We start from the raw sequence: 24,228 nt of genomic DNA on the forward strand, positions 1-24,228 counted from the left end.
CACGTGTACGCGGGCCTCAGCCCCGGTTCAGCTCGAACCAGACCACCTTTCCGGTGCTCAGCCGGGTCGCTCCCCAGCGCCGGGCCAGCCGGTTCACCAGGTACAGTCCGCGCCCGCCCTCGTCGGTGGCCCGCGCCTGCCGCAGCCGCGGCAGCTGGGGCACGTCGTCGCCGACCTCGCAGCGCAGCACGTCCGTGCGCAGCAGCCGCAGGGTGACCGGCTTGGTGGCGTACCGCACGGCGTTGGTCACGACCTCGCTGACCAGCAGCTCCACGGAGTCGGTCAGGTCCTCCATGCCCCAGCGGCCGAGAGCGCGGCGGGCCAGCCGCCTGGCCCGTCCCGGAGCGGTGTCGTCGGGCTCCAGGAACCAGTACGCCACATCGCTGGGCGCGATGCCGTCGAAGCGGGCGGCGAGCAGCGCGATGTCGTCGTCCCGGTCGCCCGGCCCGAGCATGTCCAGCACCTCGTCGCACAGGGCTTCCAGGGGCGGCGGATGATCGGGGCCGGTGAGCTGCGCGGTGACGGCGAGGCGTTCCCGCAGCTGCTCTATGCCGGTCCACACGTCGCGCAGGCGGGACTCGACCAGCCCGTCGGTGTAGAGCAGCAGCGTGGCACCCGCGGGGGCGTCCAGCTCCACGGCCTCGAAGTCCACGCCGCCCACGCCGATCGGGGCGCCCGCGGGCACCCGCAGCACCTCCGCGTGGCCGCCGAGGTGGAGCAGGACGGGCGGCGGGTGGCCGGCGTTGGCGACGGTGATGCGGTGCGAGACCGGGTCGTAGACGGCGTACAGGCAGGTCGCCATGCGGTCGGTGCCCAGGCGCTGGGCCTGCTCGTCGAGGTGGTGCAGCACCTCCTGCGGCGGCAGGTCGAGCCCGGCCAGGGTCTGCGCGGTGGTCCGCAGCTGGCCCATGATGGCCGCCGACGTCATGGAGTGGCCCATCACGTCGCCGACGACCAGCGCGACGCGGCTGCCGGGCAGCGGGATCGCGTCGTACCAGTCGCCGCCGACCCGCGCGGTCTCCGCGGCCGGGAGGTAGCGGGAGGCGAGCCGCACGCCGGTGCAGTGCGGCAGGTTCTCCGGGAGCATGGTGCGCTGCAGCTCGTCGGCGATGTACGCCTCACGGCCGTACAGCACCGCCTTGTCGATGCCGAGCGCGCTGTGCGTGGCCAGCTGGGCGGCGACCAGCAGGTCGTCGGCCTCGAAGGCGACGCGCTCGGGGCCGCGCAGGAAGAGGGCGGCCCCGATCACCCGGCGCCGGCCGCGCAGCGGCGCGAGGATCGCCCGCTGTCCGTCGGGCAGGGCGAGGCCGCCGCCGTCCCCGAGCAGTTCGGGCAGGGCGGCGCGGGCCGCGGGGGTGTCCGTGAAGACCGGGCGCACCCCGCGCAGCACCTCGGCGAGCGCGCTGCCCGGCCGCACCTCGCACAGCTCGGAGCCGACCGTCTCCAGCTCCGACGGTTCGGGCTGGGCCGCGGGCACGAACCCGTTCTCGGTGTCCCGCTCGGCCGGTATGCGGTCGGTGCGCCGCAGTCGCAGCACCAGGGGTCCGGTGGGCCGTTCGTCGCCGACCGGCAGCGGCTCGCGCAGGTAGACCAGGATCGCGTCCGCGAAGGTCGGCACGGTGGCCCGGCACAGCCCCATCACGATCTCGTCGAGGTCCATGCCCCGCGCGATCCGCCGGGTCGCGGCTCCCACGAAGCGGAGCCGGTCCCCGTCCCGCCGCATGGGCGTGGGCCGGCCGGGCGAGGTGAGCTGCCCGGTGCGGCGCTCCGTCCGCGCCGGTGTTCCCGCGGCGGGGCCGGGCCCCGGCCCGGCTCCCGCACCGGTCTGCGCACCGCCCGGCTGCACCGGGACGCCGTCGGGCGTGGGCCGCGGGCGGTGGGTGTCGGAACCGGCGGCCGGTTCGGTGCCGGGCTGGGAGTGCTCGAAGGCGTCCGTGCCGGAGGTCGGCGGCGTCTGGCCGGCGCGCCCCTGTGCCGATAACGCGGACCCGGAGGCGCGCGGCGGCACGGGGGTACGCAGGAGCGCCCCGCGGGGGTCCGCGGGGTCACCGCCCGCCGTCGGGCGGTCGAAGGAGGTCGGGTGCTCCGTCACGCGTGTCGAATCCATCCGTCCGGGACTGCGCGCGGCGCGTGCAGTTCGTCCCGCAGAAATCCCGATACCCGGTTTAGGTGCCCCGGGAACGGGATTCCCGCGTGGTCAGAGGCTGTTCCTGTGTCTCCGGCGGACCGTTCGCGGCCCGGGCCCGTGTTGTCTGCGTACCTCTCGCTCACGTCCTGCCGCCCCTCGGTGACGATCGGTCAAGCACGGTGCACGCTCCGCCGGTTGCTGCCCTGCTGGTTGCGGAGGACGATCCTACGTTTCCTGACCGGGGGCGCATCAAGGGTCTCATGAGGACACGTGCGCGGGTGTGCGGTCCCAGTCTCCGGGGAGCGACGGTACCTCCCAGGACGGATCGGGTCGCCAGTGTTCCCAGCCGTCCGCGTACGGTGATCCCCAGGCGCGGATCTCCGCCACCGCGGCCCGGCCCGCCTGCCGCACCCGTTCGGCCAGCCCGGCGTCCATCAGCCGGTCCCGCTGGGCCTGCGCGAACTCGTCCTCGTCCCGCCAGTGCCAGCTGCGGTCCGGGTGCACGGAGATGTCCAGGAAGTGGTCCTCGGAGTCGACACCGCCCTCCCAGCGGGCGAGCGGCTCCTCCAGGTTCACGTACCAGTTCTTGAACTGCCAGCCCGGGTCCCAGAACAGCCACACCGACCAGGGCGCACCGGGCCGCGCCAGCTTCAGCACACCCGTGCCGAACCACCGGTCGCGGTGCACCGTGCGCGGCTTGGTGTAGCGCGTCACCAGGGGTTCCAGGTGCACGGGCGTGCCGTCGGCGATGACCGGCTTCACGCACTCGGTGCCGGGCGCCAGCCAGACGGCGAGCAGCTCCGCGTCGTCCCGTACGACGGTGACGGGGCGCGCGATGTGCACGTGCGGGCCGCCGTTCTCCCGGTACCGCCACAGGATGGGGCTCCCGGGCGTCCAGAACTCCGTGGGGGCCGCCGGCCCGTCCGCCTCCGCCGCGCTCACCGTCTCACCGTCTGCCATGGGCAGATATTAGGTGCCCCGGCCATCCGACGCGCCGGTGATCGCGAGGAGCGCCCCGCGCGCGGGACGGCCGACGCGGCACTTCCGGGCCGGACCCGTCCGGTCACGGGTGGGTCATCCGCAGCACGTCCAGCGCCTCGTCCAGCTGCTCGCCCGTGAGGTCGCCGCGCTCGACGTACCCGCCCTCCAGCACGACCTGACGGATCGTCTTCCGCTCGGCGAGTGCCTTCTTGGCGACCTTGGCGGCCTCCTCGTACCCGATGTACTTGTTCAGCGGCGTGACGACGGAGGGCGACGACTCGGCGTACTCCCGGGCCCGGTCCCGGTGCGCGACGACGCCGTCGACGGTCCGGTCGGCGAGCAGCCGGGAGACGTTGGCGAGCAGCCGCACCGACTCCAGCACGTTCTTGGCGATGACCGGCAGCATGACGTTCAGCTCGAAGTTGCCGGCCGCTCCGGCGGCGGCGACGGTCGCGTCGTTGCCGGTGACCTGGGCGGCGACCATGAGGACCGCTTCCGGGATCACCGGGTTGACCTTGCCGGGCATGATGGACGACCCGGGCTGGAGGTCGGGGAGCGAGATCTCCGCGAGCCCGGTGCGCGGCCCGGACGCCATCCACCGCAGGTCGTTGGCGATCTTCGTCAGTCCGACGCCGATGGTCCGCAGCTGTCCGCTGGTCTCGACGACGCCGTCCCGGGCGCCCTGCGCCTCGAAGTGGTCGCGCGCCTCGGTCAGCGGCAGCCCCGTGACGCGGGCCACCTCCGCGATGACGGCGGCGGAGAAGCCGGGCGGGGTGTTGATGCCGGTGCCGACGGCGGTGCCGCCCAGCGGCAGCTCGGCGAGCCGGGGCAGCGACGCCTCCAGCCGCTCGATGCCGTACCGCACCTGGGCGGCGTACCCGCCGAACTCCTGCCCCAGGGTGACCGGCGTGGCGTCCATGAGGTGCGTACGCCCCGACTTCACCACGTCGGCGAACTCCTCGGCCTTGCGCTCCAGGGCGCCGGCGAGGTGGTCGAGGGCCGGGATAAGGTCGCGGGTGACGGCGGCGGTGGCGGCGATGTGGATGGAGGACGGGAAGACGTCGTTGGAGGACTGCGAGGCGTTGACGTGGTCGTTGGGGTGCACGTCCCGGCCCAGCCGCTCACTGGCGAGGGTGGCGACGACCTCGTTGGTGTTCATGTTGGACGAGGTGCCCGAGCCCGTCTGGAACACGTCGACCGGGAAGTGCGCGTCCCACTTCCCCTCCGCGACCTCGTCGGCCGCCTCCTGGATCGCGGCCGCGACGTCCTCGTCCAGGACGCCCAGCTCGGCGTTGACCTTGGCCGCCGCGCCCTTGATCCGGGCGAGCGCCTCGATGTGCGCGCGTTCGACGCGCTGCCCGGAGACGGGGAAGTTCTCCACCGCCCGCTGTGTCTGGGCCCGCCACTTGGCGTGGGCGGGCACCCGCACCTCGCCCATGGAGTCGTGCTCCGTGCGGTACTCGGTCCTGTCCTGTTCGTCGGCCATCGACGATCACCTCCACGTGTCACAGCGTCCGCGCCGGGACCACTGTTCCCCGTGGAGGCGGATCGTCACGGTCCTGGTCAGGCGAGTCCGGGACCGCGCACCGGAATGGACGTGAAGGTGGGCGCCGGCGCCGGGTCCTGGAAGAAGTCGTTGCCCTTGTCGTCCACCACGATGAACGCCGGGAAGTCCTCGACCTCGATCTTCCAGACCGCCTCCATGCCGAGCTCCTCGTACTCGACGACCTCGACCTTCTTGATGCAGTCCTGGGCGAGGCGCGCCGCCGGACCGCCGATGGAGCCGAGGTAGAAGCCGCCGTGCGTGTCGCAGGCGTCGGTGACCTGCTTGCTCCGGTTGCCCTTGGCCAGCATCACCTTGGAGCCGCCCGCCGCCTGGAACTGCTCCACGTAGGAGTCCATGCGCCCGGCGGTCGTCGGACCGAAGGACCCGGAGGCGTACCCTTCCGGCGTCTTGGCCGGACCCGCGTAGTACACGGGGTGGTCCTTCAGGTACTGCGGCATCTCCTCGCCCGCGTCCAGCCGCTCCTTGATCTTGGCGTGCGCGATGTCGCGGGCCACGACGAGCGGACCGGTCAGGGACAGCCGGGTCTTGACCGGGTGCTTGGTCAGCTCGGCGAGGATGTCGTCCATCGGCTGGTTGAGGTCGATCCTGACGACGGCGCCCTCCTCCGCCAGCTGCTCGTCCGTGGTCTCCGGCAGGAACCGCGCCGGGTCGGTCTCCAGCTGCTCCAGGAAGACGCCCTCGGCGGTGATCTTCGCGACCGCCTGCCGGTCCGCCGAGCAGGACACGGCGATGGCGACCGGGCAGGACGCCCCGTGCCTCGGCAGGCGCACCACGCGCACGTCGTGGCAGAAGTACTTGCCGCCGAACTGCGCGCCGATGCCGATCTTCTGCGTCAGCTCGAAGACCTTCTCCTCCAGCTCCTTGTCCCGGAAGCCGTGCCCGAGCTCCGAGCCCTCGGCGGGGATCTCGTCCAGGTAGTGCGCGGAGGCGTACTTCGCGGTCTTCAGCGCGTACTCGGCGGACGTGCCGCCGACCACGATCGCCAGGTGGTACGGCGGGCAGGCGGCCGTCCCCAGCGAGCGGATCTTCTCCTCCAGGAACTTCATCATGGAGGACTCGTTCAGGACGGCCTTCGTCTCCTGGTAGAGGAAGGACTTGTTGGCCGAACCGCCGCCCTTGGCCATGAACAGGAACTTGTAGGCGCCGCCGTCGGTCGCGTACAGCTCGATCTGGGCGGGGAGGTTGGAGCCGGTGTTCTTCTCCTCCCACATGGTGAGCGGAGCCATCTGCGAGTAGCGCAGGTTCAGGTTCTTGTACGCGTCGTAGATGCCCCGGCTCAGGGCCTCCTCGTCGCCGCCCGCCGTCAGCACGTTCTGCCCGCGCTTGCCCATGACGATCGCCGTGCCGGTGTCCTGGCACATGGGCAGTACGCCAGCCGCCGCGATGTTCGCGTTCTTCAGCAGGTCCAGGGCCACGAACTTGTCGTTGCCCGACGCCTCGGGGTCGTCGATGATGCGGCGCAGCTGCGCCAGGTGGGCCGGGCGCAGGTAGTGCTGGATGTCGTGGATGGCCTCCTCGGCCAGCTTGCGCAGCGCCTCCGGCTCGACCTTGAGGAACGTCCGCCCGTCGGCCTCGAAGGTGGACACACCCTCGGCGGTCACCAGCCGGTACGGAGTGGTGTCCTCACCCTGGGGGAGCAGATCGGTGTACGCGAACTCAGGCATCTCGCCCATTCCTCACTAGACATCACGCGCGGCTGGACTTCCCTGGATCTCCCGGCGGATCCGGGCGGATCCCGGCGGATCTCCCAGCAACGACGGCTGGCCTCCGTTGGCAGCGCCAACCAGCGTAGAACCTGCCCGCGGTGCCGAGCTTGTGAGGTAAGGCTCAGTAAGTCCGCGGCCGTGCCGCGAGAAGGCCGTCCACAGGGCTAGTCGCGATCTATCGCGTTTCGCTACTCTGTTGCCGTGGACCTTCACAAGCACGCCCCAACGCAGGACGCGGCACCGCGCGGCACCGCGCCGAGCGTCTCCGAGATGCGCGCCTCGGACGCCGACCGCGACCGCATCGCCGACATGCTCCGCGACGCCCTCGCCGAGGGACGGCTGACCGCCGACGAGCACGCCGAGCGCGTCGAGGGCGTGCTGGCCGCCAGAACGGTCGGCGAGCTGGACGTCTTCGTGCGCGACCTGCCCGCCGCGCACGCGGGCCGCCGCGGTGTTCCCCCGGCTCCCCACCGCCCCACCGCCGGCACCGTCCCGGCGGAAGCGGACGAGAACATGGTCGCGGTCTTCAGCAGCGCGGTCCGCAAAGGCCGCTGGCGGGCCGGCCGCCGCATCCACGCGTACGCGGTCTTCGGCAGTGTCGAGATCGACCTCAGCGAGGCGCTCTTCGAGCACCAGCAGGTCGTGATCAAGGCGTTCTCCGTCTTCGGCAGCGTCGAGGTGCACGTCCCGGAGAACGTGTCGTTGCGCGGAGCCGGTGGCGGCGTGCTCGGCAGCTTCGAGGTCGACGCCGTCGACTCCGCCGAGGCCGACGCCCCCGTCGTCTACGTGGACGGCTGGGCGGTGCTGGGCAGCGTCGAGGCCCGGCCGAAGCGCGGCAAGCTCGTCGCGGACATCCTCGACCGGGTGCACCGCAAGGTCGAGAAGGGTTTGCGCAAGCACCTGTAGCGCGGCTCGCGCGCCGGTTGAGAACCCTGTGCATAGGCGCGCGTACAACGGGTAAGCCTGACGCATCGTCTCTCGCTCGCGAAGCCGTCGTCAGGAGTAGACCGTGCTGCAACCGCCGCATTCGTCCCTGCAGGTAGCTGCCGTTCCGGCCCAGCGGGTGCCTGTGCGGCACAGGGACCAGGACGCTCCTTGGCACACCGAGGCGGTGTGCCGGCGCGACGAGGCCGGCCTGTTCTTCGCCCCTTCCAAGGAACCCACCGCGGCCCGTCTCTCCCGTGAGGAGGCGGCCAAGCGGGTCTGCGCACGCTGCCCGGTCATGGTCGAGTGCCGAGAGCACGCCCTCCTGCAGCCCGAGCCCTACGGCGTCTGGGGCGGCCTCACCGCCGCCGAACGCCGCGTGGTCCTGGCGCGTCGCCGCCGCCGCGACCTGGAACTGAAGAAGGCCGCCAGCACGACGGGACGCATAGCGGCGGCCGGCTAGACCCCAGACGAACGAAAGGGCACCCTCTCCGCACAGAGGGTGCCCTTTTCACACGGGGACGGGAGATGTCCTCAGGGCAGCGGCCAGCGCCTGTCTCGCGCCGCGAGCTGCGGCATCCCAGGGGCACGGGAACTGCGCGACCAGCCACAGCGGACCCGTACTCGCCACGAGACAGGAGCCCCCCGCCTCAGACGGCGCCCCGCACAGCCGACGGAGTCACTTCGCCCGGTCGAAGTCGATCGCGCTGTACGCCCGCAGCTTGCTCAGCCGGTGCTCGGAGTCGATCCGCCGCACCGTCCCCGACTTCGACCGCATCACGATCGAGTCGGTCGTCGCGGTCTCGGACCGGTACCGCACCCCGCGCAGCAGCTCACCGTCGGTGATGCCGGTCGCGACGAAGAACACGTTGTCCCCGGAGACCAGGTCGTCGGTGGTCAGCACCCGGTCCAGGTCGTGCCCGGCGTCGACCGCGCGCTGCCGCTCCTCGTCGTCCTTGGGCCAGAGCTTGCCCTGGATGGTGCCGCCCAGGCACTTCACCGCGCACGCCGAGATGATGCCCTCCGGCGTGCCGCCGACCCCGAGCAGCAGGTCGATGCCGGTGCCCTCGCGCAGCGCCAGGATGGAGCCGGCCACGTCGCCGTCGGAGATCAGCTTGATGCGGGCGCCGGTTTCCCGGACCTCCTTGATGAGGCCCTGGTGGCGGGGCCGGTCGAGGATGACGACGGTGACGTCCTCGGGGGTGCGCCGCTTGGCCTTGGCGATGCGGCGGATGTTCACGGAGACGGGCGCGTTGATGTCGACGAAGTCGGCGGCCTCCGGACCGGTGACCAGCTTGTCCATGTAGAAGACGGCCGACGGGTCGAACATGGAGCCGCGCTCGGCCGCGGCCAGCACCGCGATGGCGTTGGTCATGCCCTTGGCGGTCAGCGTGGTCCCGTCGATCGGGTCCACGGCGATGTCCACCTCGGCGCCGGTGCCGTCGCCGACCCGCTCCCCGTTGAAGAGCATCGGGGCCTCGTCCTTCTCGCCCTCACCGATGACGACGACGCCGTTCATCGAGACGGTGTGGACGAGGGTCCGCATGGCGCGGACCGCGGCACCGTCGGCGCCGTTCTTGTCTCCGCGCCCGACCCAGCGCCCGGCGGCCATCGCCGCGGCTTCGGTCACCCGCACCAGTTCCATGGCGAGGTTGCGGTCGGGGGCCTCCGAGGGAACGTCCAGCTCGGAGGGCAGATGATGCTCGGTCATCGGAACGCACCTTTCTGATACGACGACGGCCGGATGAGGGTGTGGCCATGACTCTATCGTCAGTCCGACAAAATGAGCAGGGGACCCCACGTATGAGCACATCGGGGACCTGCGACGATAGGGGCGTGGCAGGTACGAACGGCAAGCAGAAGACGGCCCGGGACATGGTGCTCTCCCTGGGCGTCATCGTTCTCGCGGGACTGGTCATGTATCTCTTCATCCCGCACGACGACGACGGCGGTCCCGACCTGAAGCGGGTCGACTACACGGTCGAGCTGACCACCGCTCGCCGCGCCGCGCCGTACCCGGTGGCGGCGCCCGAGGGGCTGCCCCAGGAGTGGAAGCCGACCTCCGTCCGCTACCGCGGCGCCGAGGACAACGCCTGGCACCTGGGCTACCACGCCCCCGACGGGGAGTACGTGGCGGTCGAGCAGTCGACGCGGAAGCCGGCCGAGTTCATCGAGGAGGCCAGCCAGGGCGCGCGGAAGACCGGGACCACCGAGGAGATCGGCGGCCGGACGTGGACCCGGTACACGGGCGGCCGGTACGAGGCGCTGGTGCTGCACGACACCGACGGCGTGAAGAACGCGACGACGGTCGTGGCGGGCACGGGATCGTTCGAGCAGCTGGGCAAGATGGCGGCGGCGCTGAAGCTGGCCTGAGCCGGCGCCGTACTCCGCGCACCGCGCGGACACGACGAAGCCCCCGGTGGCGCACCGGGGGCTTCGTTCTGTCCGCGCCGGGGCCGGCCTCAGACCGTGGTGACGACCTGCTCGTACGCCAGCCGCGGGGAGCGCGGGAACCAGGCGTCCGGGCCGGGACGGCCGATGTTGACGACCATCAGCGGGGTGTGGTCGTCGTCCAGGAACTCCTTGCGGACGCCCTCGAAGTCCAGCCCCGTCATCGGGCCGGCGGCCAGCCCGGCGGCGCGGACGCCGACGATGAAGTACGCGGCCTGCAGGGCGGCGTTCAGGCCCGCGGCACCCTCGCGCACCGGGCGCTCGCTGAAGAAGGCGTCCTTGATCTGCGGAGCGTGCGGCATGAGCTGCGGCAGTTCCTCGTGGAACTCGTTGTCCGCCGACAGGATGGCGACCAGCGGGGCGGTGGCCGTCTTGGGCCGGTTGCCCTCGGCCATGTGCTGGACCAGGCGCTCGCGGGCCTCGGGGGAGCGGACCAGGGTGATGCGCAGGGGCGACTGGTTGAAGGCGGTCGGGCCGTACTTGACCAGGTCGTAGATCGCCTGCACCTGCTCGTCGGTCACCGGCTCGTCGGTGAAGGTGTTCGCGGTGCGGGCCTCGCGGAACAGCAGGTCCTGGGCGGCGGGGTCAAGGACGAGAGACATACGTGATCTTCCTCGGGGGGTGTGCGTCGGCTCCGCACGGCCGGCGGGGAGCCGTTGACGAGGACGACGCTACGCGAAAGAAGTTCAACATTCAACCAAACTCCCCGTGCGGTGATCCGCTTCACAGGGCCGCCCGCGTGACGGAGCCCCGCGAGTCGGGGGAGCGGTGGGCGTGTCGGGTGAGGGGTGAGCGCGAGGAGTGCGCCTATATGACGATGTGAAAATCACCGCACAACGTGACGTAACCGGACTCACCGTCGCGGTCGTGGGGCTCGGCTACGTGGGACTGCCCACCGCACCACCTTCCTCAGGCTGGACGAGAACCTCGGCAAGAAGGGCGCGCTGGTCCGCGCCTGCGCCGTCGCCGACGGGGACGTCCTGCTGTTCACCGACTCCGACTGCGTCGTCGCACCGGACGCCGTGCGGCACTGCGTCACCGCCCTGGTCCGTCATCCGGAGCTGGGCGCGGTCAGCGGCCACTGCCGGGCGCTCAACGCCGACGCCGGTCTGCTGGCCCGCGTCCAGGACGTCTGGTACGAGGGCCAGTTCCAGATCACCAAGGCCGCCGAGGCCGCCTTCGACTCGGTGAGCTGCGTCTCCGGCCCGCTCGCCGCGTTCCGCCGCGAGGCCATCTGGAACTACCTGCCCGCGTGGGCCGAGGACCGCTTCCTCGGCGCCCCGTTCCGCTTCGCCACCGACCGTCAGCTCACCGGCTATGTGCTCGGCCAGGCCTGGCACGGCCGCGCGCTCAAGGAGCGGCACGCCGACTCCCCGTTCGCCCGCGACCACGACCATCCCGAGCTGCGCTGGGAGGTCGGCTACAGCCGCGCCGCCCGCGTCCGGACCCGGGTGCCGTCCCGGCCGTCCTCCTTCCTGCGCCAGCAGATCCGCTGGAAGAAGAGCTTCATCAGGAACCTCTTCTTCACCGGCCGCTTCATGTGGCGCCGGGGCCCGGCCGCCGTCGCGCTGTACTACGGGCACGTCCTGTGGGTGATCGCGGCCCCGGTCCTGGTCGTACGGCACCTGCTGTGGGCACCGCTGCACCTGGCCGCTCTGCTGACCCTGCTCTACCTGTGCGGCGTCGTCCTCAAGGGCTGTGCCTGGGGCATCGCCTACCGGCTCGACCGCCCCGGGGACCGGTCCTGGCGCTGCCGGCTGTTGGTGAGGATCGCCGTGAAGCGTTCGCGCAGCAGCGTGCGCTGCCGTACGCCCTGCTCACCCTGCGCCGCGACGTCTGGTCGAGCCAGGCCGGAACGCAGCAGGACAGCAGGCTCATCAGGGGCGCGGACCGGCCACTGCCGCCGGACCCGCGGTCGGGCGCGGACGGGCGGATTCAGCGCCTGGAGGTCATGCGGAACACCACCCCGGCCGCCCTGCTGCGGGACGTCGCCCACTGGTCCGCGGAGCTGCCCTCCACCCGCCCCGGCCGCTGACCCGGAGGCGGTGACGCAGGTCACTCGCTGCGGGCGGTCACTTCTCCCGCGCACCGGGGTCGTAAAGGGCAGCACACCGTCAACGGCACCGAGGGAGCACACGGAACATGACCGGCAGCGCAGTCAAGGGACCGGCCTCCTACTTCCCGTCGATCGAGAAGAAGTACGGGCGTCCGATCGCGGAGTGGAAGGAGCTGATCCGCTCCTCCCCGCTCACCAAGCACATGGAGCTCGTCTCCTGGCTCAAGACCGAGCACGGTCTGGGCCACGGACACGCCAACGCGCTGGTCGCGCACACGCTCGCCGAGGACAGCGGGAAATGAGCCGCGCCCGGCACGGCCAGGGGGTGGCGGGCTAGGGGGCGTCCTCGTCCGCCTCCGCCTCCTCGGCCAGCGCCGCGTCCAGGCGGGCGCGGGCGCCGTCCAGCCAGCGGCGGCAGACCTTCGCCAGCTCCTCGCCCCGCTCCCACAGGGCGAGGGACTCCTCCAGCGTCGTACCGCCCGCCTCCAGCCGCCGTACGACCTCGATCAGCTCGTCCCGCGCCTGCTCGTACCCGAGCGCCTCGGACACGGCCGTCGGCTGCTCCACATCGCTGGTCATCCACTCACCTTACGCATCGACTCGTACGGAGAAATCGCCCTCGGACACGCGGGCGCGCAGGGGCTCGCCCGGCTCCACCTCGCCGGGGTCACGGACGGCGTGCCCGTCGGCCCGCTGCAGCACGGCGTACCCGCGCTTCAGGGTCGCGGCGGGGGAGAGGGCCACCACGCGCGCGTGCGTGTGCGTCAGCTCGGAGTCGGCCCGGTCGAGGTGGTGCCGGAGCGTGCGGCGGCCCCGCTCCAGCAGGGCCGCCACCTGTTCGGCCCGCTCGTCGATCATCCGGTGCGGGTCCTGTATCGACGGCCGGGTGAGCGCGTGGGCCAGCCCCCGCTCCTCCCGGTCGACGAACGCGGCCACGCACCGCCGCGCCCGGTCCCGCAGCTGCCGCACCCGCTCGTACTCCTCGCCGACGTCCGGTACGACCTTCTTCGCGGCGTCGGTCGGCGTGGAGGCGCGCAGGTCGGCGACCAGGTCCAGCAGGGGGCTGTCCGGCTCGTGCCCGATCGCCGAGACGACCGGCGTACGGCAGGCGGCGACCGCCCGCACCAGCTGCTCGTCGGAGAACGGCAGCAGATCCTCCACGCTGCCGCCGCCGCGCGCGACGACGATCACGTCCACGTCGTCGATCGCGTCCAGCTCCTTCACCGCCTGCACCACCTGCGGCACCGCGTGCACGCCCTGCACGGGGACGTTGCGCACCTCGAAGCGGACGGCGGGCCAGCGGTGCCGGGCGTTCTCCAGGACGTCCCGCTCGGCCGCCGAGGCCCGCCCGCACACCAGTCCGATCAGCTGCGGCAGGAACGGCAGTGGCTTCTTCCGTTCCGCCGCGAACAGCCCCTCGCGCGCGAGCGCCTTCTTCAGCTGCTCCAGCCGCGCCAGCAGCTCCCCAACGCCTACCGGCTTGATCGCGGCCGCCCGCAGCGACAGCTGCCCGCGCGGCGCGTACCACTCCGGCTTGGCGTGCACGACGACCCGCGCGCCCTCACCGACCACGTCCGCCACCGCGTCGAACACCTGCCGGTAGCAGGTCACGCTCACGGAGATGTCGTACGACGGGTCACGCAGCGTCAGGAACACGACCCCCGCGCCCGGCCGCCGCGACAACTGCGTGATCTGCCCCTCGACCCACACCGCGCCGAGCCGGTCGATCCAGCCCCCGATCAGCCGTGACACCTCACCCACGGGCAGCGGGCTTTCGGGGGTCGAGTTAACAGCCATGCGCCCGAGCGTAACGGCCGGGTACGACAACCCCGGCCGGACGGGACGACACCGGCCCGGGCGCCGTGCCGGTACCTGCTCGCAGCACTTCGGGACCCGTGCCCGGCCACCCCACGGCGCGCCCCGGGACGCCAGGCCCGAGCACGGGAGCCCGGTTGCCGTGCCAATCGGCCGCAGTCCTTTTCCGGGTGGTGCACGACCGCGTGTCCCGCCGCGCCTGCGCGGCAGGGCTCCCGCCCCTGCCGGCTGGAGGCGCCACCCGGCCTGGCGGGCTTGCCTCGCATCGGTCGCCGTCCTTCTCGGTGCGGTGCACTATGGCGTGTCCGTCCGCAGGGGGCCTGACTCGTCCTGTTGGAGGTGCCATTTCGGGGCCGACGGGCCGCAGCCCGTCCCGCGCGGTGCACGACCGCGTGTCCAGCCGCCCCTGCGCGGTCAGGCTCCCGCCCCCGCCCTGTCGGACGCGCCCCCGGTCTGGCGGGCCCGCCATGCGTCGGTCGCCGTCTCTCCCCGCGCGGTGCACGACCGAGCGGCCCGCCACCCCTGCCCGCAGCGCCCGCCCCCGCCGTGCCGGACGCGCCACACCGGCCGCGCCAGCCCGCCTCACACCCCCGCCGTACGCCTCCCGCGCGCCTGCGCCGCCAGTACCGCCAGCCCCACCGCCAGCCAGATCGCCCCCACCACCTGGGCCGTACTCGACGCCTCCACGATCACGGCGATGGTGATCGCCGCGCCGAGCACGGGCACCAGCGCGTGGCGCCACCAGCTCACCGGGCCCCCGCCGCGACGGACCACGAACCAGCCCACCACGCTCGCGTGGAGCAGCGTGAACGCGGTCAGCGCGCCGACGTCGACGACCGACACGAGGTGGTCGAGACCGTCGTCCCGGCGGGCCGCCCACACCGCCGCCGCCATCGTGATCACGGCGGACACCAGCAGCGCCACGCGCGGCACCCCGGAATCCGTGCGTGAGAGCACCCCCGGCAGCCGCCGGTCGCGGCCCATCGCGAACAGCAGCCGCCCGGCAGCCGCCTGCCCGGCCAGCGCCGCGAACGCCGCGCCGATCGCCTTGCTCACCGCCACCAGGTCGTGCAGCCACGTGCCGACCGACGCGTCCACGGCGTCGTAGAACGCCGAACCCTGCCGCTCCGGCTCCGCCGCCAGCTGCGCCGACGACACCGGCTCCAGCAGCGCCACCAGATACGTCTGCGCCACGAAGAGCACACCCGCCAGCGCCAGACAGAACAACAGCGCCCGCGCGACCTTCGCCGAGCCGCCGGTGACCTCCTCCGCGAAGGTGGCGATCGCGTCGAAGCCCAGGTACGACAGCACCGCCACCGACACCGCGCCCACCACCGCCGACAGCGCGAACGCCCCCTGCGTGCCGTCCCCGGACAGCGGCGACAGCCAGTCGCGCGCGGCCCCGTCCCGCGCGAGGACCACGATCGCCGCCACCACGAAGACGACGAGGACCACGATCTCCATGGCGAGCACCAGGAAGCCCACCCGCGCCGCCGCACGGACCCCCCACAGGTTCAGCAGGGTGGTGACGACCACCGCGAGCGCCGTCCACACCCACCGCGACACCTCGGGGACCAGCGCCTCCATCGCGATGCCGGAGAAGAGGTAGGCCACGGCCGGGATGAGGACGTAGTCCAGCATCGCCATCCAGCCGGCGATGAACCCGGCACCGTTCCCGAGCCCCACGCGCGCGTACGCGAACACCGACCCCGCCTGCGGGACCACCCGCACCATCTGGGCGTAGCTGAACGCGGTGAACGCCATGGCGATCGTGGCGACGACGTAGACGAGCGCCACCGCGCCGTGCGACTTGGCGTCCAGGGTGCCGAAGACGCCCACCGGGGCCATGGGCGCGATGAAGAGCAGCCCGTAGACGACCAGGTCCCGGAAGCCCAGGCTGCGCTTCAGCTGCTGCTCCTGGTGTTCCGGGCGGTGCCCATGGTGTTCGCCACCGGCCCCCTGGGCCGCCGTACCGGTCTCGGACATCGTGCCTCCGCCAGCGCCTCGGACTCCGCCTCGGAACGTTCCCGTCCACGTCCCCGTCAGTCTCTCCGGCGAACCCGCACCCACGCGATCTCTGACCCGCCGAACGCGGCCTTACGATGGGTGCCATGACTGCTTCGCCTGGCCGCCGTGTCCTGCTCGCCGCCCCCCGTGGTTACTGCGCGGGTGTGGACCGCGCCGTGATCGCCGTCGAGAAAGCCCTGGAGCAGTACGGGGCTCCGGTGTACGTCCGCCACGAGATCGTCCACAACAAGTACGTCGTCCAGACCCTGGAGAAGAAGGGCGCCATCTTCGTCGAGCAGACGGAGGAGGTCCCCCCGGGCAACATCGTGATGTTCTCCGCCCACGGTGTGGCCCCCGTCGTCCACGAGGAGGCCGAGCGCGGGAAGCTCGCCACCATCGACGCCACCTGCCCGCTCGTCACCAAGGTGCACAAGGAGGCCGTCCGCTTCGCAGGCGACGACTACGACATCCTCCTGATCGGCCACGAGGGCCACGAGGAGGTCATCGGCACCTCCGGCGAGGCCCCCGACCACATCCAGCTCGTCGACGGCCCCGAGGACGTGGCGAAGGTCGAGGTCCGCGACCCGTCCAAGGTGGTCTGGCTCTCCCAGACCACCCTCTCCGTCGACGAGACCATGGAGACCGTCGACGCCCTCAAGGACAAGTTCCCGCAGCTCATCTCCCCGCCGAGCGACGACATCTGCTACGCCACGCAGAACCGCCAGCTCGCGGTCAAGCAGATGGGCGCCGAGGCCGACCTCGTGATCGTCGTCGGCTCCCGCAACTCCTCGAACTCCAAGCGCCTGGTCGAGGTCGCCAAGCAGGCGGGCGCGCGCGAGGCCTACCTGGTGGACTTCGCCGACGAGATCGACGCGGCCTGGCTGGAGGGCGTGACCACGGTCGGCGTCACCTCCGGCGCCTCCGTCCCGGACGTGCTGGTCGAGCAGGTCCTGGAATGGCTGTCGCAGCGCGGCTTCGAGGACGTGGAGATCGTCAAGGCCGCCGAGGAGTCGATCACCTTCTCGCTGCCCAAGGAGCTCCGCCGGGACCTCCGCGAGGAGGCCGCTTCCCTGGTGGCGGAGCGGGGCGGCTCCGGTACGACCGCCTCCGGTACGGCCGGGGCGTGACTGTCAGTCGCAGGCCGTAACGTGGTGCCATGCAGATCTTCGGCGTGGACATCGGCGGATCCGGGATCAAGGGCGCCCCTGTGGACCTCGACAGGGGCGACCTGGCCCAGGAGCGCTGCAAGGTACTGACCCCGCACCCGGCGACCCCCGACGGCGTGGCCGACGGGGTCAGGCAGGTCGTGGAGCACTTCGGCTGGACCGGGCCGGTGGGGCTGACCTTCCCGGGCGTGGTGACGGGCGGCGCCACGGTCCGCACGGCGGCCAACGTCGACAAGAGCTGGGTGGACACCGACGCGCGGGCCCTGTTCGGCGAGCGGCTGGGCGGGCTCGACGTGACGGTCGTCAACGACGCGGACGCGGCGGGCGTCGCCGAGATGCACTTCGGCGCCGGCCGCGGCCGCAAGGGCACCGTCATCCTGCTCACCTTCGGCACCGGCATCGGCAGCGCGGTCTTCACCGACGGCGTCCTCGTCCCCAACAGCGAGCTGGGCCACCTGGAGCTGGACGGCCACGACGCGGAGAAGCGCGCCTCCAGCAAGGTCAAGGACGACCACGACATGTCCTGGGAGCACTGGGCGCACCGCGTGCAGAAGTACCTCGCCCACGTGGAGATGCTGTTCTCACCGCAGCTCTTCATCATCGGCGGCGGGGTCAGCCGCAAGTCGCACAAGTTCCTGCACTACATCGAGGGCGTCCAGGCGGAGATCGTCCCCGCCCAGCTGCAGAACAACGCGGGGATCGTGGGCGCGGCGATGCGTGCCGCGGAGGGCGCGGGCCGGCCGGTCGCGGGCTGAGCGGGTCGCCGCGGGTCCGAGCCGGCCGTCACGCGGGCGTACGACCCCGGGCGGCGACGGCGGCGGCCCGACGCCGCCGCAGCATCCGCACCCGGCGCACCAGCACCGTCGACCCGGCGACCAGGGTCCCGCCGTACAGCCAGCCGGCCTCCGTGGCCAGCGCGGTCACCAGCCCCATGAGCCGCCCGCCCACTCCCTTGCCGCTCTCGGCGACCGTCACCAGCCCCACGGCGAAGGCGATCGGCACCACGACGGGGGCGGTGAGCAGGTCCCCCCTGCGCACCCAGAGGGCGGTGAGCAGGCACACCGGCAGGAACAGCACGCCGTACACCGTCAGGGACGCACCGAACAGAGCCTGGTCGAGGAAGCCGAGCACCAGCATCACCGCCGCGCAGAACAGTCCGCTGCCCAGCCCGGTCAGCCGCGGGTTGGGCATCCGGCGCAGGGCCCGCACCGCCCGCACCACCGGAGAACCGGACCTCGGTGCCGGCCGCGCCGCCGGTCCACGTGCCGCCGCCGGACGTGCCGGGACCGGACGTGCGGAGGCGGGCCTGCGCACCCCGCCGCCCGCCGGTCCGCCGCCCGCCGGTCCCCGCCCTTGCGGGGGCAGCGGCGCCCGGCCCCGTCGCGGTCCGTACTGCGCAGGTCGCGTCCTGTGTTGCTCCACTGGACCAACTTAGGTCGGTTTATGTGCCGAATAGCCCGACAGACACGCCGTGGGGGAGGGCTTGGTCCAAGCGTTCGACAGGGCGCACCGGCCGTACCGGCCACCCCGTAGACTGGTGGATCGGCCCGCCTGGCCCGCCCCCTCCGCATCCTCACGTACGGGAAGTCGCAACGTGTCGCTCACGATCGGAATCGTCGGTCTGCCGAATGTCGGCAAGTCGACCCTGTTCAACGCCCTGACCAAGAACGACGTGCTCGCGGCCAACTACCCGTTCGCCACGATCGAGCCCAACGTCGGCGTGGTCGGCGTCCCCGACCCCCGTCTGGCGAAGCTGGCCGAGATCTTCTCCTCCGAGAAGGTCCTCCCGGCGACCGTCGACTTCGTCGACATCGCGGGCATCGTGCGCGGCGCGAGCGAGGGCGAGGGCCTGGGCAACAAGTTCCTGGCCAACATCCGCGAGTCCGACGCGATCTGCCAGGTCATCCGCGCCTTCAAGGACGAGAACGTCGTCCACGTCGACGGCAAGGTCTCGCCCAAGGACGACATCGAGACGATCAACACCGAGCTGATCCTCGCCGACCTCCAGACCATCGAGAAGGTCCTCCCGCGCCTCCAGAAGGAGTCGCGCATCAAGAAGGACGTGGCTCCCAAGGTCAAGGCCGTCGAGGAGGCCAAGGAGATCCTGGAGAAGGGCGACACGCTCTTCTCCCAGGGCATCGTCCAGGGCACCGAGCGCGCGGAACTCCTCCACGACCTCCACCTCCTCACGACGAAGCCGTTCCTCTACGTCTTCAACGTCGACGAGGACGAGCTGACCGACGACGACTTCAAGAACGAGCAGCGCGCCCTGGTCGCCCCCGCCGAGGCGATCTTCCTCAACGCCAAGCTCGAGGCGGACCTCGCCGAGCTCGACGAGGACGAGGCCCTCGAACTCCTCCAGTCCGTCGGCCAGGACGAGCCCGGCCTCGCCACCCTCGCCCACGTCGGCTTCCGCACCCTCGGCCTGCAGACCTACCTGACGGCCGGCCCCAAGGAATCCCGCGCCTGGACCATCAAGAAGGACGCCACCGCCCCCGAGGCCGCCGGTGTCATCCACACCGACTTCCAGAAGGGCTTCATCAAGGCCGAGGTCATCTCCTTCGACGACCTGGTCGAGGCGGGCTCGGTCGCCGAGGCCCGCGCGAAGGGCAAGGCGCGCATGGAGGGCAAGGACTACGTGATGCGGGACGGGGACGTGGTGGAGTTCCGCTTCAACGTGTAGCAGGCGACGCATCACCACGTCGCTCCGGCGTACTCGCAGGTCAGTCAGGGCCCGGCTCTTCGGAGTCGGGCCCTTTCCCCAGGTACTCCTCGACGGGCGCGGGGGCCGCCCCCGAGGAGACCGCACCGCCCCTCATTCCCCCAGGTACGCCGCCACCCCGTCCAGCGCCCGCGCGAGTCCGAAGGCGAAGTCGTCGAAGTCGTCGGCCGAAGGCGCCGTGTCCGCGTCCAGGTCGTCGAAGGCTCCGTCCGTGACCGCCTCCCGCAGTGCCGGGAGCCGACCGCTCTCCGTCACCCGGCGCAGGAACTTCCCGTAGCCCGCCATCCGCCGCGCCGACCCCTCCGGGTCCTGGTGCAGCAGCGACAGGATGGTCAGCTCGCTCCGCACCTGGCCGCTGATCAGCAGTGACACCGCGATCTTCTCGCCGTGGCCGAGGCGCGTGTCCGCCAGCACTGCCAGGCACTGGTCCAGCCAGGCCAGTTGGTTCGGCGTCACCGGCGGTCCGTGTGCCGCCACCAGCGGGACCGCCCACAGGTGCCTGAGCAGGCAGTCGCGCATCGCCGCCGCCCAGTGCTCCAGTCCTGCCCGCCAGTCGCCCCGGGCGGTCTCCGGCAGCGGCACCGGCGGGCCGATCGCCGCGTCGACCATCAGCATGACGAGCTCGTCCTTGGTCGACACGTACCGGTACAGCGCCATCGTCGAGGCGCCGAGCTCCTTGGCCACCCGGCTCATCGACACCGCCTCGATGCCCTCGGCGTCCGCGACCGCGATGGCCACCGTCACGATGCCGTCCAGGGTCAGGCCGCGTTTCGGGCCCTTGTGCGGGCGGTCGCGCAGGCCCCAGGCGACCTCGAGGCCGGCGGGGAAGGGGTCCGGGGTCTTGCTCTCCATGACAGGCGAGTTTATGGCATACGCAGTTCCGTGTATGGTCTACGCAGTAACGCGTATGGCATACGCAGAAGAGTCGGCAAGGAGTCAGCGTGGAGAGTTCATCCGCCATTGAGGCCCGCGGCCTCACCAAGTCCTACGGAGACGTCCGCGTCCTGCGCGGCATCGACCTCGCCGTCGCCCCCGGCACCGTCTTGGCCCTGCTCGGGCCCAACGGCGCCGGCAAGACCACCACCGTCCGGATCCTCGCCACTCTCCTCGCCGCGGACGCCGGCGAGGCCCGCATCGCCGGGCGGGACATCGTCACCGAGCGTTCCGCGGTCCGCCGGACGATCAGTCTCACCGGCCAGTACGCCGCCCTCGATCAGGAGCTCACCGGCGCCGAGAACCTCCGCATGACGGCCCGGCTCGCCGGCCTGCCGCGCGCCGCCGCCCGCACCCGCGCCGACGAACTGCTCGCCCGTTTCCGGCTCACCGACGCCGCGCACCGGCGCGTGGGCACGTACTCCGGAGGCATGCGACGGCGCCTCGACCTGGCCGCCTCGCTCGTCGGCGAGCCGGCCGTCGTCTTCCTCGACGAGCCGACCACCGGGCTCGACCCGCGCAGCCGGCAGGAGGTGTGGGAGCTGGTCGCCGGGCTGGCGGACTCCGGGGTGACGGTCCTCCTCACCACGCAGTACCTGGAGGAGGCCGACCGCCTCGCCGACCGGATCGCGCTGATAGACGGCGGGCTGATCGTGGCCGAGGGCACGGCCGAGGAGCTGAAGCGGCGAGTGGCGGACGAGCGGCTGGATCTGACTCTCGCCGGCCCCGAGGCGTACGAAGCCGCCGAGCGGTTGCTCGGCGACCTCGTCGTGCGGCGCGATCCGGACGGCCTGCGAATCGGGGTGTCCACCAGCGGTCGCGCCGACCACGTGCGCGAACTCCTCGACGCCGTCGACCCGGAGCACCGCCTCGTCACCCGCTTCGCGGTCCACGGCACCACCCTCGACGACGTCTTCATGGCCCTCACGGGCAGCACGCACCACGACGCAGCCGAGGAGGCCGCACATGTCTGACGCCCTCACCATGGCCGGCCGCTCCGTCCGTCTCAGCGCCCGTACGCCCGACGCGCTGTTCACCGCGCTCGCGATGCCGGTGATGCTGATGCTGGTCTTCGTCTACTTCTTCGGCGGGGCGATCGAGACCGGCGGGAAGTACGTGCAGTACGTGGTGCCGGGTGTGCTCGTGCTCTGTGCCGGCTTCGGTGCCGGCAACACCGCGATGAGCGTCGCGAACGACATGCGGGGCGGGATCGTCGACCGCTTCCGGTCCATGGACGTCAGCGGTACGGCGATTCTGGCCGGACATGTCGTGGCCTCGGTGGTCCGCAATCTCGCCGCCACCGCCGTCGTCTTCGGCGTGGCCGCCGCGATCGGCTTCCGCCCGCAGGCGTCGGCGTACGGGTGGCTCGCGGCGGTCGGGGTGCTGGTCTGCTACGTCGTCGCGCTGTCGTGGCTGTCGGCGGCGGTGGGCCTGATCGCCAAGTCCCCGGAGGCGGCAGGGGGGTTCACCTTCTTCATCGCCTTCCTGCCGTATCCGTCCAGCGGCTTCGTGCAGATCGGCACGATGCCGTCCTGGCTCCGCGGCTTCGCCGAACACCAGCCGCTGACGCCGGTGATCGAGTCCATGCGCGGTCTGCTCCTCGGCCGGCGAGTGGGCGACGACCCGTGGCTGGCGCTGGCGTGGTGCGCGGGGATCACGGTGGTGTCCGTGGCGGCGGCCGGGGTTCTGTTCCGGCGCCGCACGCACTAGACCAGCGGAACGCCGGCGTATCGGCGGGCGGCTGACGCGGCTGTCGGGTCGCAGCCGCGTCGCAGCCGCGGAGTCACCGCCCCGTCGAGCCGTCGATCAGCTCGCGCAGGATGTCCGCGTGGCCGGCGTGGCGGGCGGTCTCCTCGATCAGGTGGGTGAGGGCCCGGCGGACGCTGGGGGCGGGCCGGCCCGGGCGGGGGCGGGGGAGCGGTTCGCCGAGGTCGGTACACGTGTCGAGTGCCCGGTTGGCGTGCTCGACGGTCTCCCGGTAGCGGGCGACGATCCCGGCCACGGTGTGCTCCGGCGCCGCGCGGAACGTGGCCTGCCAGTCCCGCACCTCCTCCCCGAGGAAGACCGCGCGCTCGACGTGGGTCAGGTGGTTGAGCAGCCCGGGCAGATTCGTGCCGGACGGCACCGCGGCCGTGCGTACCCGCGGTTCCGGGGCGCCGTCGACCTTGGCGGCGATCGAGTCCCGGAGGTGGTCGAGGAACCCGCGCAGGGTCTCGGTCTCGCTGCTGCCGGTGCGGGGCGGAGGGGTGTCCCGGTGGTGGGTGCGAGGCGGAGTGCTGGACATGGTGGCCTCCTTGAGAGGGCGGGCGTACGCGTCAGCGGTCGCGGCGGACGATCAGGACGTGGTCGACGACCTCCGCGGTGCGTCCGCCCGGGCCGGTCGCGGTCCGGCGCGGTGCGTCCGCCCGCTCGGCCCGCCACGTCGCCGGGTCGAGACGGAGGTCCGCCGCGACCTCCCGCGGCGTGGGGTACCGGGCGTCCGGGTCCTGGTTCCACGACCACGGCGCGGTCGAGCCGTGGTCGACGACCAGCAGCCGCCCGCCGGGGCGCAGCGCGTGCGCGGCCGTGCGCAGGACCGCCGAACGGTCCAGCTCGAAGGGGGTGTGGAGGTAGTGCGCGCAGATCAGGTCGAAGCGGCCCTCGGGGAAGGAGGCGCGCAGGTCGTGAGGGGTCGCGTCGATCAGGTCGCCGAGACCGTGTGCGCGGGCCCGCCCGGTCAGCCGCTCGGCCGCCACCGGCGAGATGTCGACGGCGGTGACGCGCCAGCCGCGGCGGGCGAGCCACAGCGCGTCGCCGCCGTCGCCGCAGCCGAGGTCCAGCACGTCGCCGGGCGGCAGATCCGCGACGGTCTCGACGAGCCGGGCGTTGGGGCGGGGGTCGGTGGTCGCCGGGCGGGCCGCGTACAGGCCGTTCCAGAAGGCGACCGCGTCCGTCGTGCTCATGGGAACTCCTTCGGTCGGGAGGAAGGGGGGGAAGCGGCGAAGGGAAACGGGAGGAGGCGCGGCCAGTCTCACCACCCGTGGCGGAACCCGGCACGCGAACTTGCCGTTGTGGCAAGCTGACCCCATGGGTGACGCCGGAACGGAAGACGTGCTCGACGCCGTGGGCCCGCGCCTGCGCACCCTGCGCCGCGAGCGGGGCATCACCCTCGCCCACCTCTCGGCGGCGACCGGCGTGTCCGAGAGCACCCTGTCCCGGCTGGAGAGCGGACAGCGCCGGGCGACCCTGGAACTGCTGCTGCCGCTCGCCAGGATCTACGACGTCCCCCTGGACGACCTCGTCGGCGCCCCGCGCACGGGCGATCCCCGGATCCACCTCAAGCCGATCCGGCGGTTCGGAATGGTCTTCGTGCCGTTGTCCCGGCGGCCGGGCGGCACACAGGCCTTCAAGATGATCATCCCGAGCCGCCCGGCGCCGCTCGAACCGACCCCGCAGACCCACGAGGGCTTCGAATGGCTGTACGTGCTCAGTGGCCGGCTGCGGTTGCTGGTAGGAGAGCGCGATCTGACCCTGTCGCCCGGTGAGGCGGCCGAGTTCGACACGTCCCTGCCGCACTGGCTGGGCAGCGCCGACGGCGGCGCGGTCGAACTGCTCGTCCTCTTCGGGCTGCAAGGGGTACGGGCGCATGTGCGCAGCGGTTGAGCGGCGACGCCCTTCCCGGCACCCCCGCCCCGCCGCCCGCCGGCACGCCTCCGCATGCCCCCGCGCCGACGCCCGCCCCCCGTCCTCCCGGCGCCGGACCACGGCGTAGCGGCTGGGGCTCGGTCCGCGG

General features: G+C 72.2%; 24 protein-coding genes and 1 pseudogene. 12 read left to right on the plus strand and 13 right to left on the minus strand.

Annotated elements, in window-relative coordinates:
* Positions 1–16: 16 nt before the first annotated feature.
* The 4 genes from ACFW47_RS08085 to ACFW47_RS08100 all read right to left on the minus strand — a co-directional run bounded on the left by ACFW47_RS08085 (position 17) and on the right by ACFW47_RS08100 (position 6,340).
* On the minus strand, positions 17–2,107 hold the full coding sequence (locus ACFW47_RS08085; protein ID WP_386305167.1) for a SpoIIE family protein phosphatase: 2,091 nt from the start codon (positions 2,105–2,107) through the stop codon (positions 17–19).
* Between the two features lie 279 nt (positions 2,108–2,386).
* Positions 2,387–3,088 (minus strand): DUF402 domain-containing protein, encoded by a 702-nt coding sequence (locus ACFW47_RS08090; protein WP_386286970.1) that lies wholly within the window; start codon positions 3,086–3,088, stop codon positions 2,387–2,389.
* 103 nt (positions 3,089–3,191) lie between these two features.
* Positions 3,192–4,595 carry a class II fumarate hydratase gene (locus tag ACFW47_RS08095; protein ID WP_386305169.1) on the minus strand — a complete coding sequence of 468 codons (1,404 nt, stop codon included), beginning with the start codon at positions 4,593–4,595 and terminating at the stop codon, positions 3,192–3,194.
* 77 nt (positions 4,596–4,672) lie between these two features.
* On the minus strand, positions 4,673–6,340 hold the full coding sequence (locus ACFW47_RS08100; RefSeq protein WP_386286967.1) for a fumarate hydratase: 1,668 nt from the start codon (positions 6,338–6,340) through the stop codon (positions 4,673–4,675).
* A gap of 243 nt (positions 6,341–6,583) precedes the next feature.
* On the opposite strand from ACFW47_RS08100, the gene ACFW47_RS08105 reads away from it, so the two are divergent.
* Positions 6,584–7,288, plus strand: coding sequence for a DUF1707 domain-containing protein (locus tag ACFW47_RS08105; protein WP_386286965.1), 705 nt, complete (start codon positions 6,584–6,586; stop codon positions 7,286–7,288).
* A 103-nt stretch (positions 7,289–7,391) separates the two neighbouring features.
* The gene (locus ACFW47_RS08110; RefSeq protein WP_073724571.1) at positions 7,392–7,769 is read left to right on the plus strand and encodes a WhiB family transcriptional regulator; all 378 of its coding nucleotides are present in this window, start codon (positions 7,392–7,394) and stop codon (positions 7,767–7,769) included.
* Between the two features lie 216 nt (positions 7,770–7,985).
* Here the strand turns inward: ACFW47_RS08110 and glpX are convergent, their stop codons facing one another.
* Positions 7,986–9,017 (minus strand): class II fructose-bisphosphatase, encoded by a 1,032-nt coding sequence (glpX, locus tag ACFW47_RS08115; protein ID WP_386286963.1) that lies wholly within the window; start codon positions 9,015–9,017, stop codon positions 7,986–7,988.
* A 125-nt stretch (positions 9,018–9,142) separates the two neighbouring features.
* Here glpX and ACFW47_RS08120 point away from each other — a divergent pair, with 125 nt between their 5' ends.
* The gene (locus tag ACFW47_RS08120; RefSeq protein ID WP_386305171.1) at positions 9,143–9,679 is read left to right on the plus strand and encodes a DUF4245 domain-containing protein; all 537 of its coding nucleotides are present in this window, start codon (positions 9,143–9,145) and stop codon (positions 9,677–9,679) included.
* An 89-nt stretch (positions 9,680–9,768) separates the two neighbouring features.
* On the opposite strand, the gene ACFW47_RS08125 is transcribed toward ACFW47_RS08120, so the two are convergent.
* Complete coding sequence (locus tag ACFW47_RS08125) at positions 9,769–10,359, minus strand: malonic semialdehyde reductase (protein ID WP_386286959.1); 591 nt, start codon at positions 10,357–10,359, stop codon at positions 9,769–9,771.
* 342 nt (positions 10,360–10,701) lie between these two features.
* Here ACFW47_RS08125 and ACFW47_RS08130 point away from each other — a divergent pair.
* From ACFW47_RS08130 to ACFW47_RS08140, 3 genes and pseudogenes are all read left to right on the plus strand, one after another.
* Positions 10,702–11,367 (plus strand): annotated as a pseudogene (locus ACFW47_RS08130) (glycosyltransferase family 2 protein); the annotation flags it as partial.
* 65 nt (positions 11,368–11,432) lie between these two features.
* A complete protein-coding gene (locus ACFW47_RS08135) occupies positions 11,433–11,792 on the plus strand; it encodes a hypothetical protein (RefSeq protein WP_386305173.1) in 360 nt (119 codons plus the stop codon).
* 107 nt (positions 11,793–11,899) lie between these two features.
* A complete protein-coding gene (locus ACFW47_RS08140; RefSeq protein ID WP_386286957.1) occupies positions 11,900–12,115 on the plus strand; it encodes a DUF4287 domain-containing protein in 216 nt (71 codons plus the stop codon).
* Positions 12,116–12,146: 31 nt separating this feature from the next.
* Here the strand turns inward: ACFW47_RS08140 and ACFW47_RS08145 are convergent, their stop codons facing one another.
* The 3 genes from ACFW47_RS08145 to ACFW47_RS08155 form a co-directional block, all read right to left on the minus strand.
* Positions 12,147–12,392 carry an exodeoxyribonuclease VII small subunit gene (locus ACFW47_RS08145; RefSeq protein WP_386305175.1) on the minus strand — a complete coding sequence of 82 codons (246 nt, stop codon included), beginning with the start codon at positions 12,390–12,392 and terminating at the stop codon, positions 12,147–12,149.
* A gap of 9 nt (positions 12,393–12,401) precedes the next feature.
* Positions 12,402–13,610, minus strand: coding sequence for an exodeoxyribonuclease VII large subunit (xseA, locus tag ACFW47_RS08150; RefSeq protein WP_386305177.1), 1,209 nt, complete (start codon positions 13,608–13,610; stop codon positions 12,402–12,404).
* A 600-nt stretch (positions 13,611–14,210) separates the two neighbouring features.
* Entirely contained in the window at positions 14,211–15,614 is a 1,404-nt protein-coding gene (locus ACFW47_RS08155; protein ID WP_386287811.1) for an APC family permease, read from the minus strand.
* Between the two features lie 116 nt (positions 15,615–15,730).
* Between ACFW47_RS08155 and ACFW47_RS08160 the strand changes: the two genes are divergently transcribed.
* Both ACFW47_RS08160 and ppgK read left to right on the plus strand, forming a co-directional pair.
* Complete coding sequence (locus ACFW47_RS08160) at positions 15,731–16,762, plus strand: 4-hydroxy-3-methylbut-2-enyl diphosphate reductase (RefSeq protein WP_386287812.1); 1,032 nt, start codon at positions 15,731–15,733, stop codon at positions 16,760–16,762.
* Positions 16,763–16,791: 29 nt separating this feature from the next.
* Complete coding sequence (ppgK, locus tag ACFW47_RS08165; RefSeq protein WP_386287814.1) at positions 16,792–17,556, plus strand: polyphosphate--glucose phosphotransferase; 765 nt, start codon at positions 16,792–16,794, stop codon at positions 17,554–17,556.
* A 28-nt stretch (positions 17,557–17,584) separates the two neighbouring features.
* Here ppgK and ACFW47_RS08170 read toward each other — a convergent pair whose 3' ends face one another.
* Complete coding sequence (locus tag ACFW47_RS08170) at positions 17,585–18,223, minus strand: DUF6542 domain-containing protein (protein ID WP_386305179.1); 639 nt, start codon at positions 18,221–18,223, stop codon at positions 17,585–17,587.
* Positions 18,224–18,395: 172 nt separating this feature from the next.
* On the opposite strand from ACFW47_RS08170, the gene ychF reads away from it, so the two are divergent.
* A complete protein-coding gene (gene ychF, locus ACFW47_RS08175) occupies positions 18,396–19,484 on the plus strand; it encodes a redox-regulated ATPase YchF (RefSeq protein ID WP_386287818.1) in 1,089 nt (362 codons plus the stop codon).
* A gap of 132 nt (positions 19,485–19,616) precedes the next feature.
* Here the strand turns inward: ychF and ACFW47_RS08180 are convergent, their stop codons facing one another.
* The gene (locus ACFW47_RS08180; protein ID WP_386287826.1) at positions 19,617–20,375 is read right to left on the minus strand and encodes a TetR/AcrR family transcriptional regulator; all 759 of its coding nucleotides are present in this window, start codon (positions 20,373–20,375) and stop codon (positions 19,617–19,619) included.
* 89 nt (positions 20,376–20,464) lie between these two features.
* On the opposite strand from ACFW47_RS08180, the gene ACFW47_RS08185 reads away from it, so the two are divergent.
* Both ACFW47_RS08185 and ACFW47_RS08190 read left to right on the plus strand, forming a co-directional pair.
* A complete protein-coding gene (locus ACFW47_RS08185) occupies positions 20,465–21,430 on the plus strand; it encodes an ATP-binding cassette domain-containing protein (protein WP_386305181.1) in 966 nt (321 codons plus the stop codon).
* The gene (locus tag ACFW47_RS08190; protein ID WP_386305184.1) at positions 21,423–22,166 is read left to right on the plus strand and encodes an ABC transporter permease; all 744 of its coding nucleotides are present in this window, start codon (positions 21,423–21,425) and stop codon (positions 22,164–22,166) included. Before ACFW47_RS08185 ends, ACFW47_RS08190 begins: the two co-directional genes overlap by 8 nt.
* A gap of 73 nt (positions 22,167–22,239) precedes the next feature.
* On the opposite strand, the gene ACFW47_RS08195 is transcribed toward ACFW47_RS08190, so the two are convergent.
* Complete coding sequence (locus ACFW47_RS08195) at positions 22,240–22,740, minus strand: DinB family protein (RefSeq protein WP_386305186.1); 501 nt, start codon at positions 22,738–22,740, stop codon at positions 22,240–22,242.
* Between the two features lie 31 nt (positions 22,741–22,771).
* Positions 22,772–23,398 carry a class I SAM-dependent methyltransferase gene (locus ACFW47_RS08200; protein ID WP_386287832.1) on the minus strand — a complete coding sequence of 209 codons (627 nt, stop codon included), beginning with the start codon at positions 23,396–23,398 and terminating at the stop codon, positions 22,772–22,774.
* A gap of 124 nt (positions 23,399–23,522) precedes the next feature.
* Here ACFW47_RS08200 and ACFW47_RS08205 point away from each other — a divergent pair, with 124 nt between their 5' ends.
* On the plus strand, positions 23,523–24,098 hold the full coding sequence (locus ACFW47_RS08205) for a helix-turn-helix domain-containing protein (RefSeq protein ID WP_386305188.1): 576 nt from the start codon (positions 23,523–23,525) through the stop codon (positions 24,096–24,098).
* The last annotated feature ends 130 nt before the right edge of the window (positions 24,099–24,228 follow it).

It is taken from the genome of Streptomyces sp. NPDC058796 (assembly GCF_042745235.1).
Classification (GTDB): Bacteria; Actinomycetota; Actinomycetes; order Streptomycetales; family Streptomycetaceae; genus Streptomyces.

Coding starts and splice junctions, on each gene's coding strand:
- ACFW47_RS08085 (WP_386305167.1), bottom strand. CDS start 2,107: ATGGATTCGACACGCGTGACGGAGCACCCGACCTCCTTCGACCGCCCG.
- ACFW47_RS08090 (WP_386286970.1), bottom strand. CDS start 3,088: ATGGCAGACGGTGAGACGGTGAGCGCGGCGGAGGCGGACGGGCCGGCG.
- ACFW47_RS08095 (WP_386305169.1), bottom strand. CDS start 4,595: ATGGCCGACGAACAGGACAGGACCGAGTACCGCACGGAGCACGACTCC.
- ACFW47_RS08100 (WP_386286967.1), bottom strand. CDS start 6,340: ATGCCTGAGTTCGCGTACACCGATCTGCTCCCCCAGGGTGAGGACACC.
- glpX (WP_386286963.1), bottom strand. CDS start 9,017: ATGACCGAGCATCATCTGCCCTCCGAGCTGGACGTTCCCTCGGAGGCC.
- ACFW47_RS08125 (WP_386286959.1), bottom strand. CDS start 10,359: ATGTCTCTCGTCCTTGACCCCGCCGCCCAGGACCTGCTGTTCCGCGAG.
- ACFW47_RS08140 (WP_386286957.1), top strand. CDS start 11,900: ATGACCGGCAGCGCAGTCAAGGGACCGGCCTCCTACTTCCCGTCGATC.
- ACFW47_RS08145 (WP_386305175.1), bottom strand. CDS start 12,392: ATGACCAGCGATGTGGAGCAGCCGACGGCCGTGTCCGAGGCGCTCGGG.
- xseA (WP_386305177.1), bottom strand. CDS start 13,610: ATGGCTGTTAACTCGACCCCCGAAAGCCCGCTGCCCGTGGGTGAGGTG.
- ACFW47_RS08155 (WP_386287811.1), bottom strand. CDS start 15,614: ATGTCCGAGACCGGTACGGCGGCCCAGGGGGCCGGTGGCGAACACCAT.
- ACFW47_RS08160 (WP_386287812.1), top strand. CDS start 15,731: ATGGGTGCCATGACTGCTTCGCCTGGCCGCCGTGTCCTGCTCGCCGCC.
- ppgK (WP_386287814.1), top strand. CDS start 16,792: ATGCAGATCTTCGGCGTGGACATCGGCGGATCCGGGATCAAGGGCGCC.
- ACFW47_RS08180 (WP_386287826.1), bottom strand. CDS start 20,375: ATGGAGAGCAAGACCCCGGACCCCTTCCCCGCCGGCCTCGAGGTCGCC.
- ACFW47_RS08190 (WP_386305184.1), top strand. CDS start 21,423: ATGTCTGACGCCCTCACCATGGCCGGCCGCTCCGTCCGTCTCAGCGCC.
- ACFW47_RS08195 (WP_386305186.1), bottom strand. CDS start 22,740: ATGTCCAGCACTCCGCCTCGCACCCACCACCGGGACACCCCTCCGCCC.
- ACFW47_RS08200 (WP_386287832.1), bottom strand. CDS start 23,398: ATGAGCACGACGGACGCGGTCGCCTTCTGGAACGGCCTGTACGCGGCC.
- ACFW47_RS08205 (WP_386305188.1), top strand. CDS start 23,523: ATGGGTGACGCCGGAACGGAAGACGTGCTCGACGCCGTGGGCCCGCGC.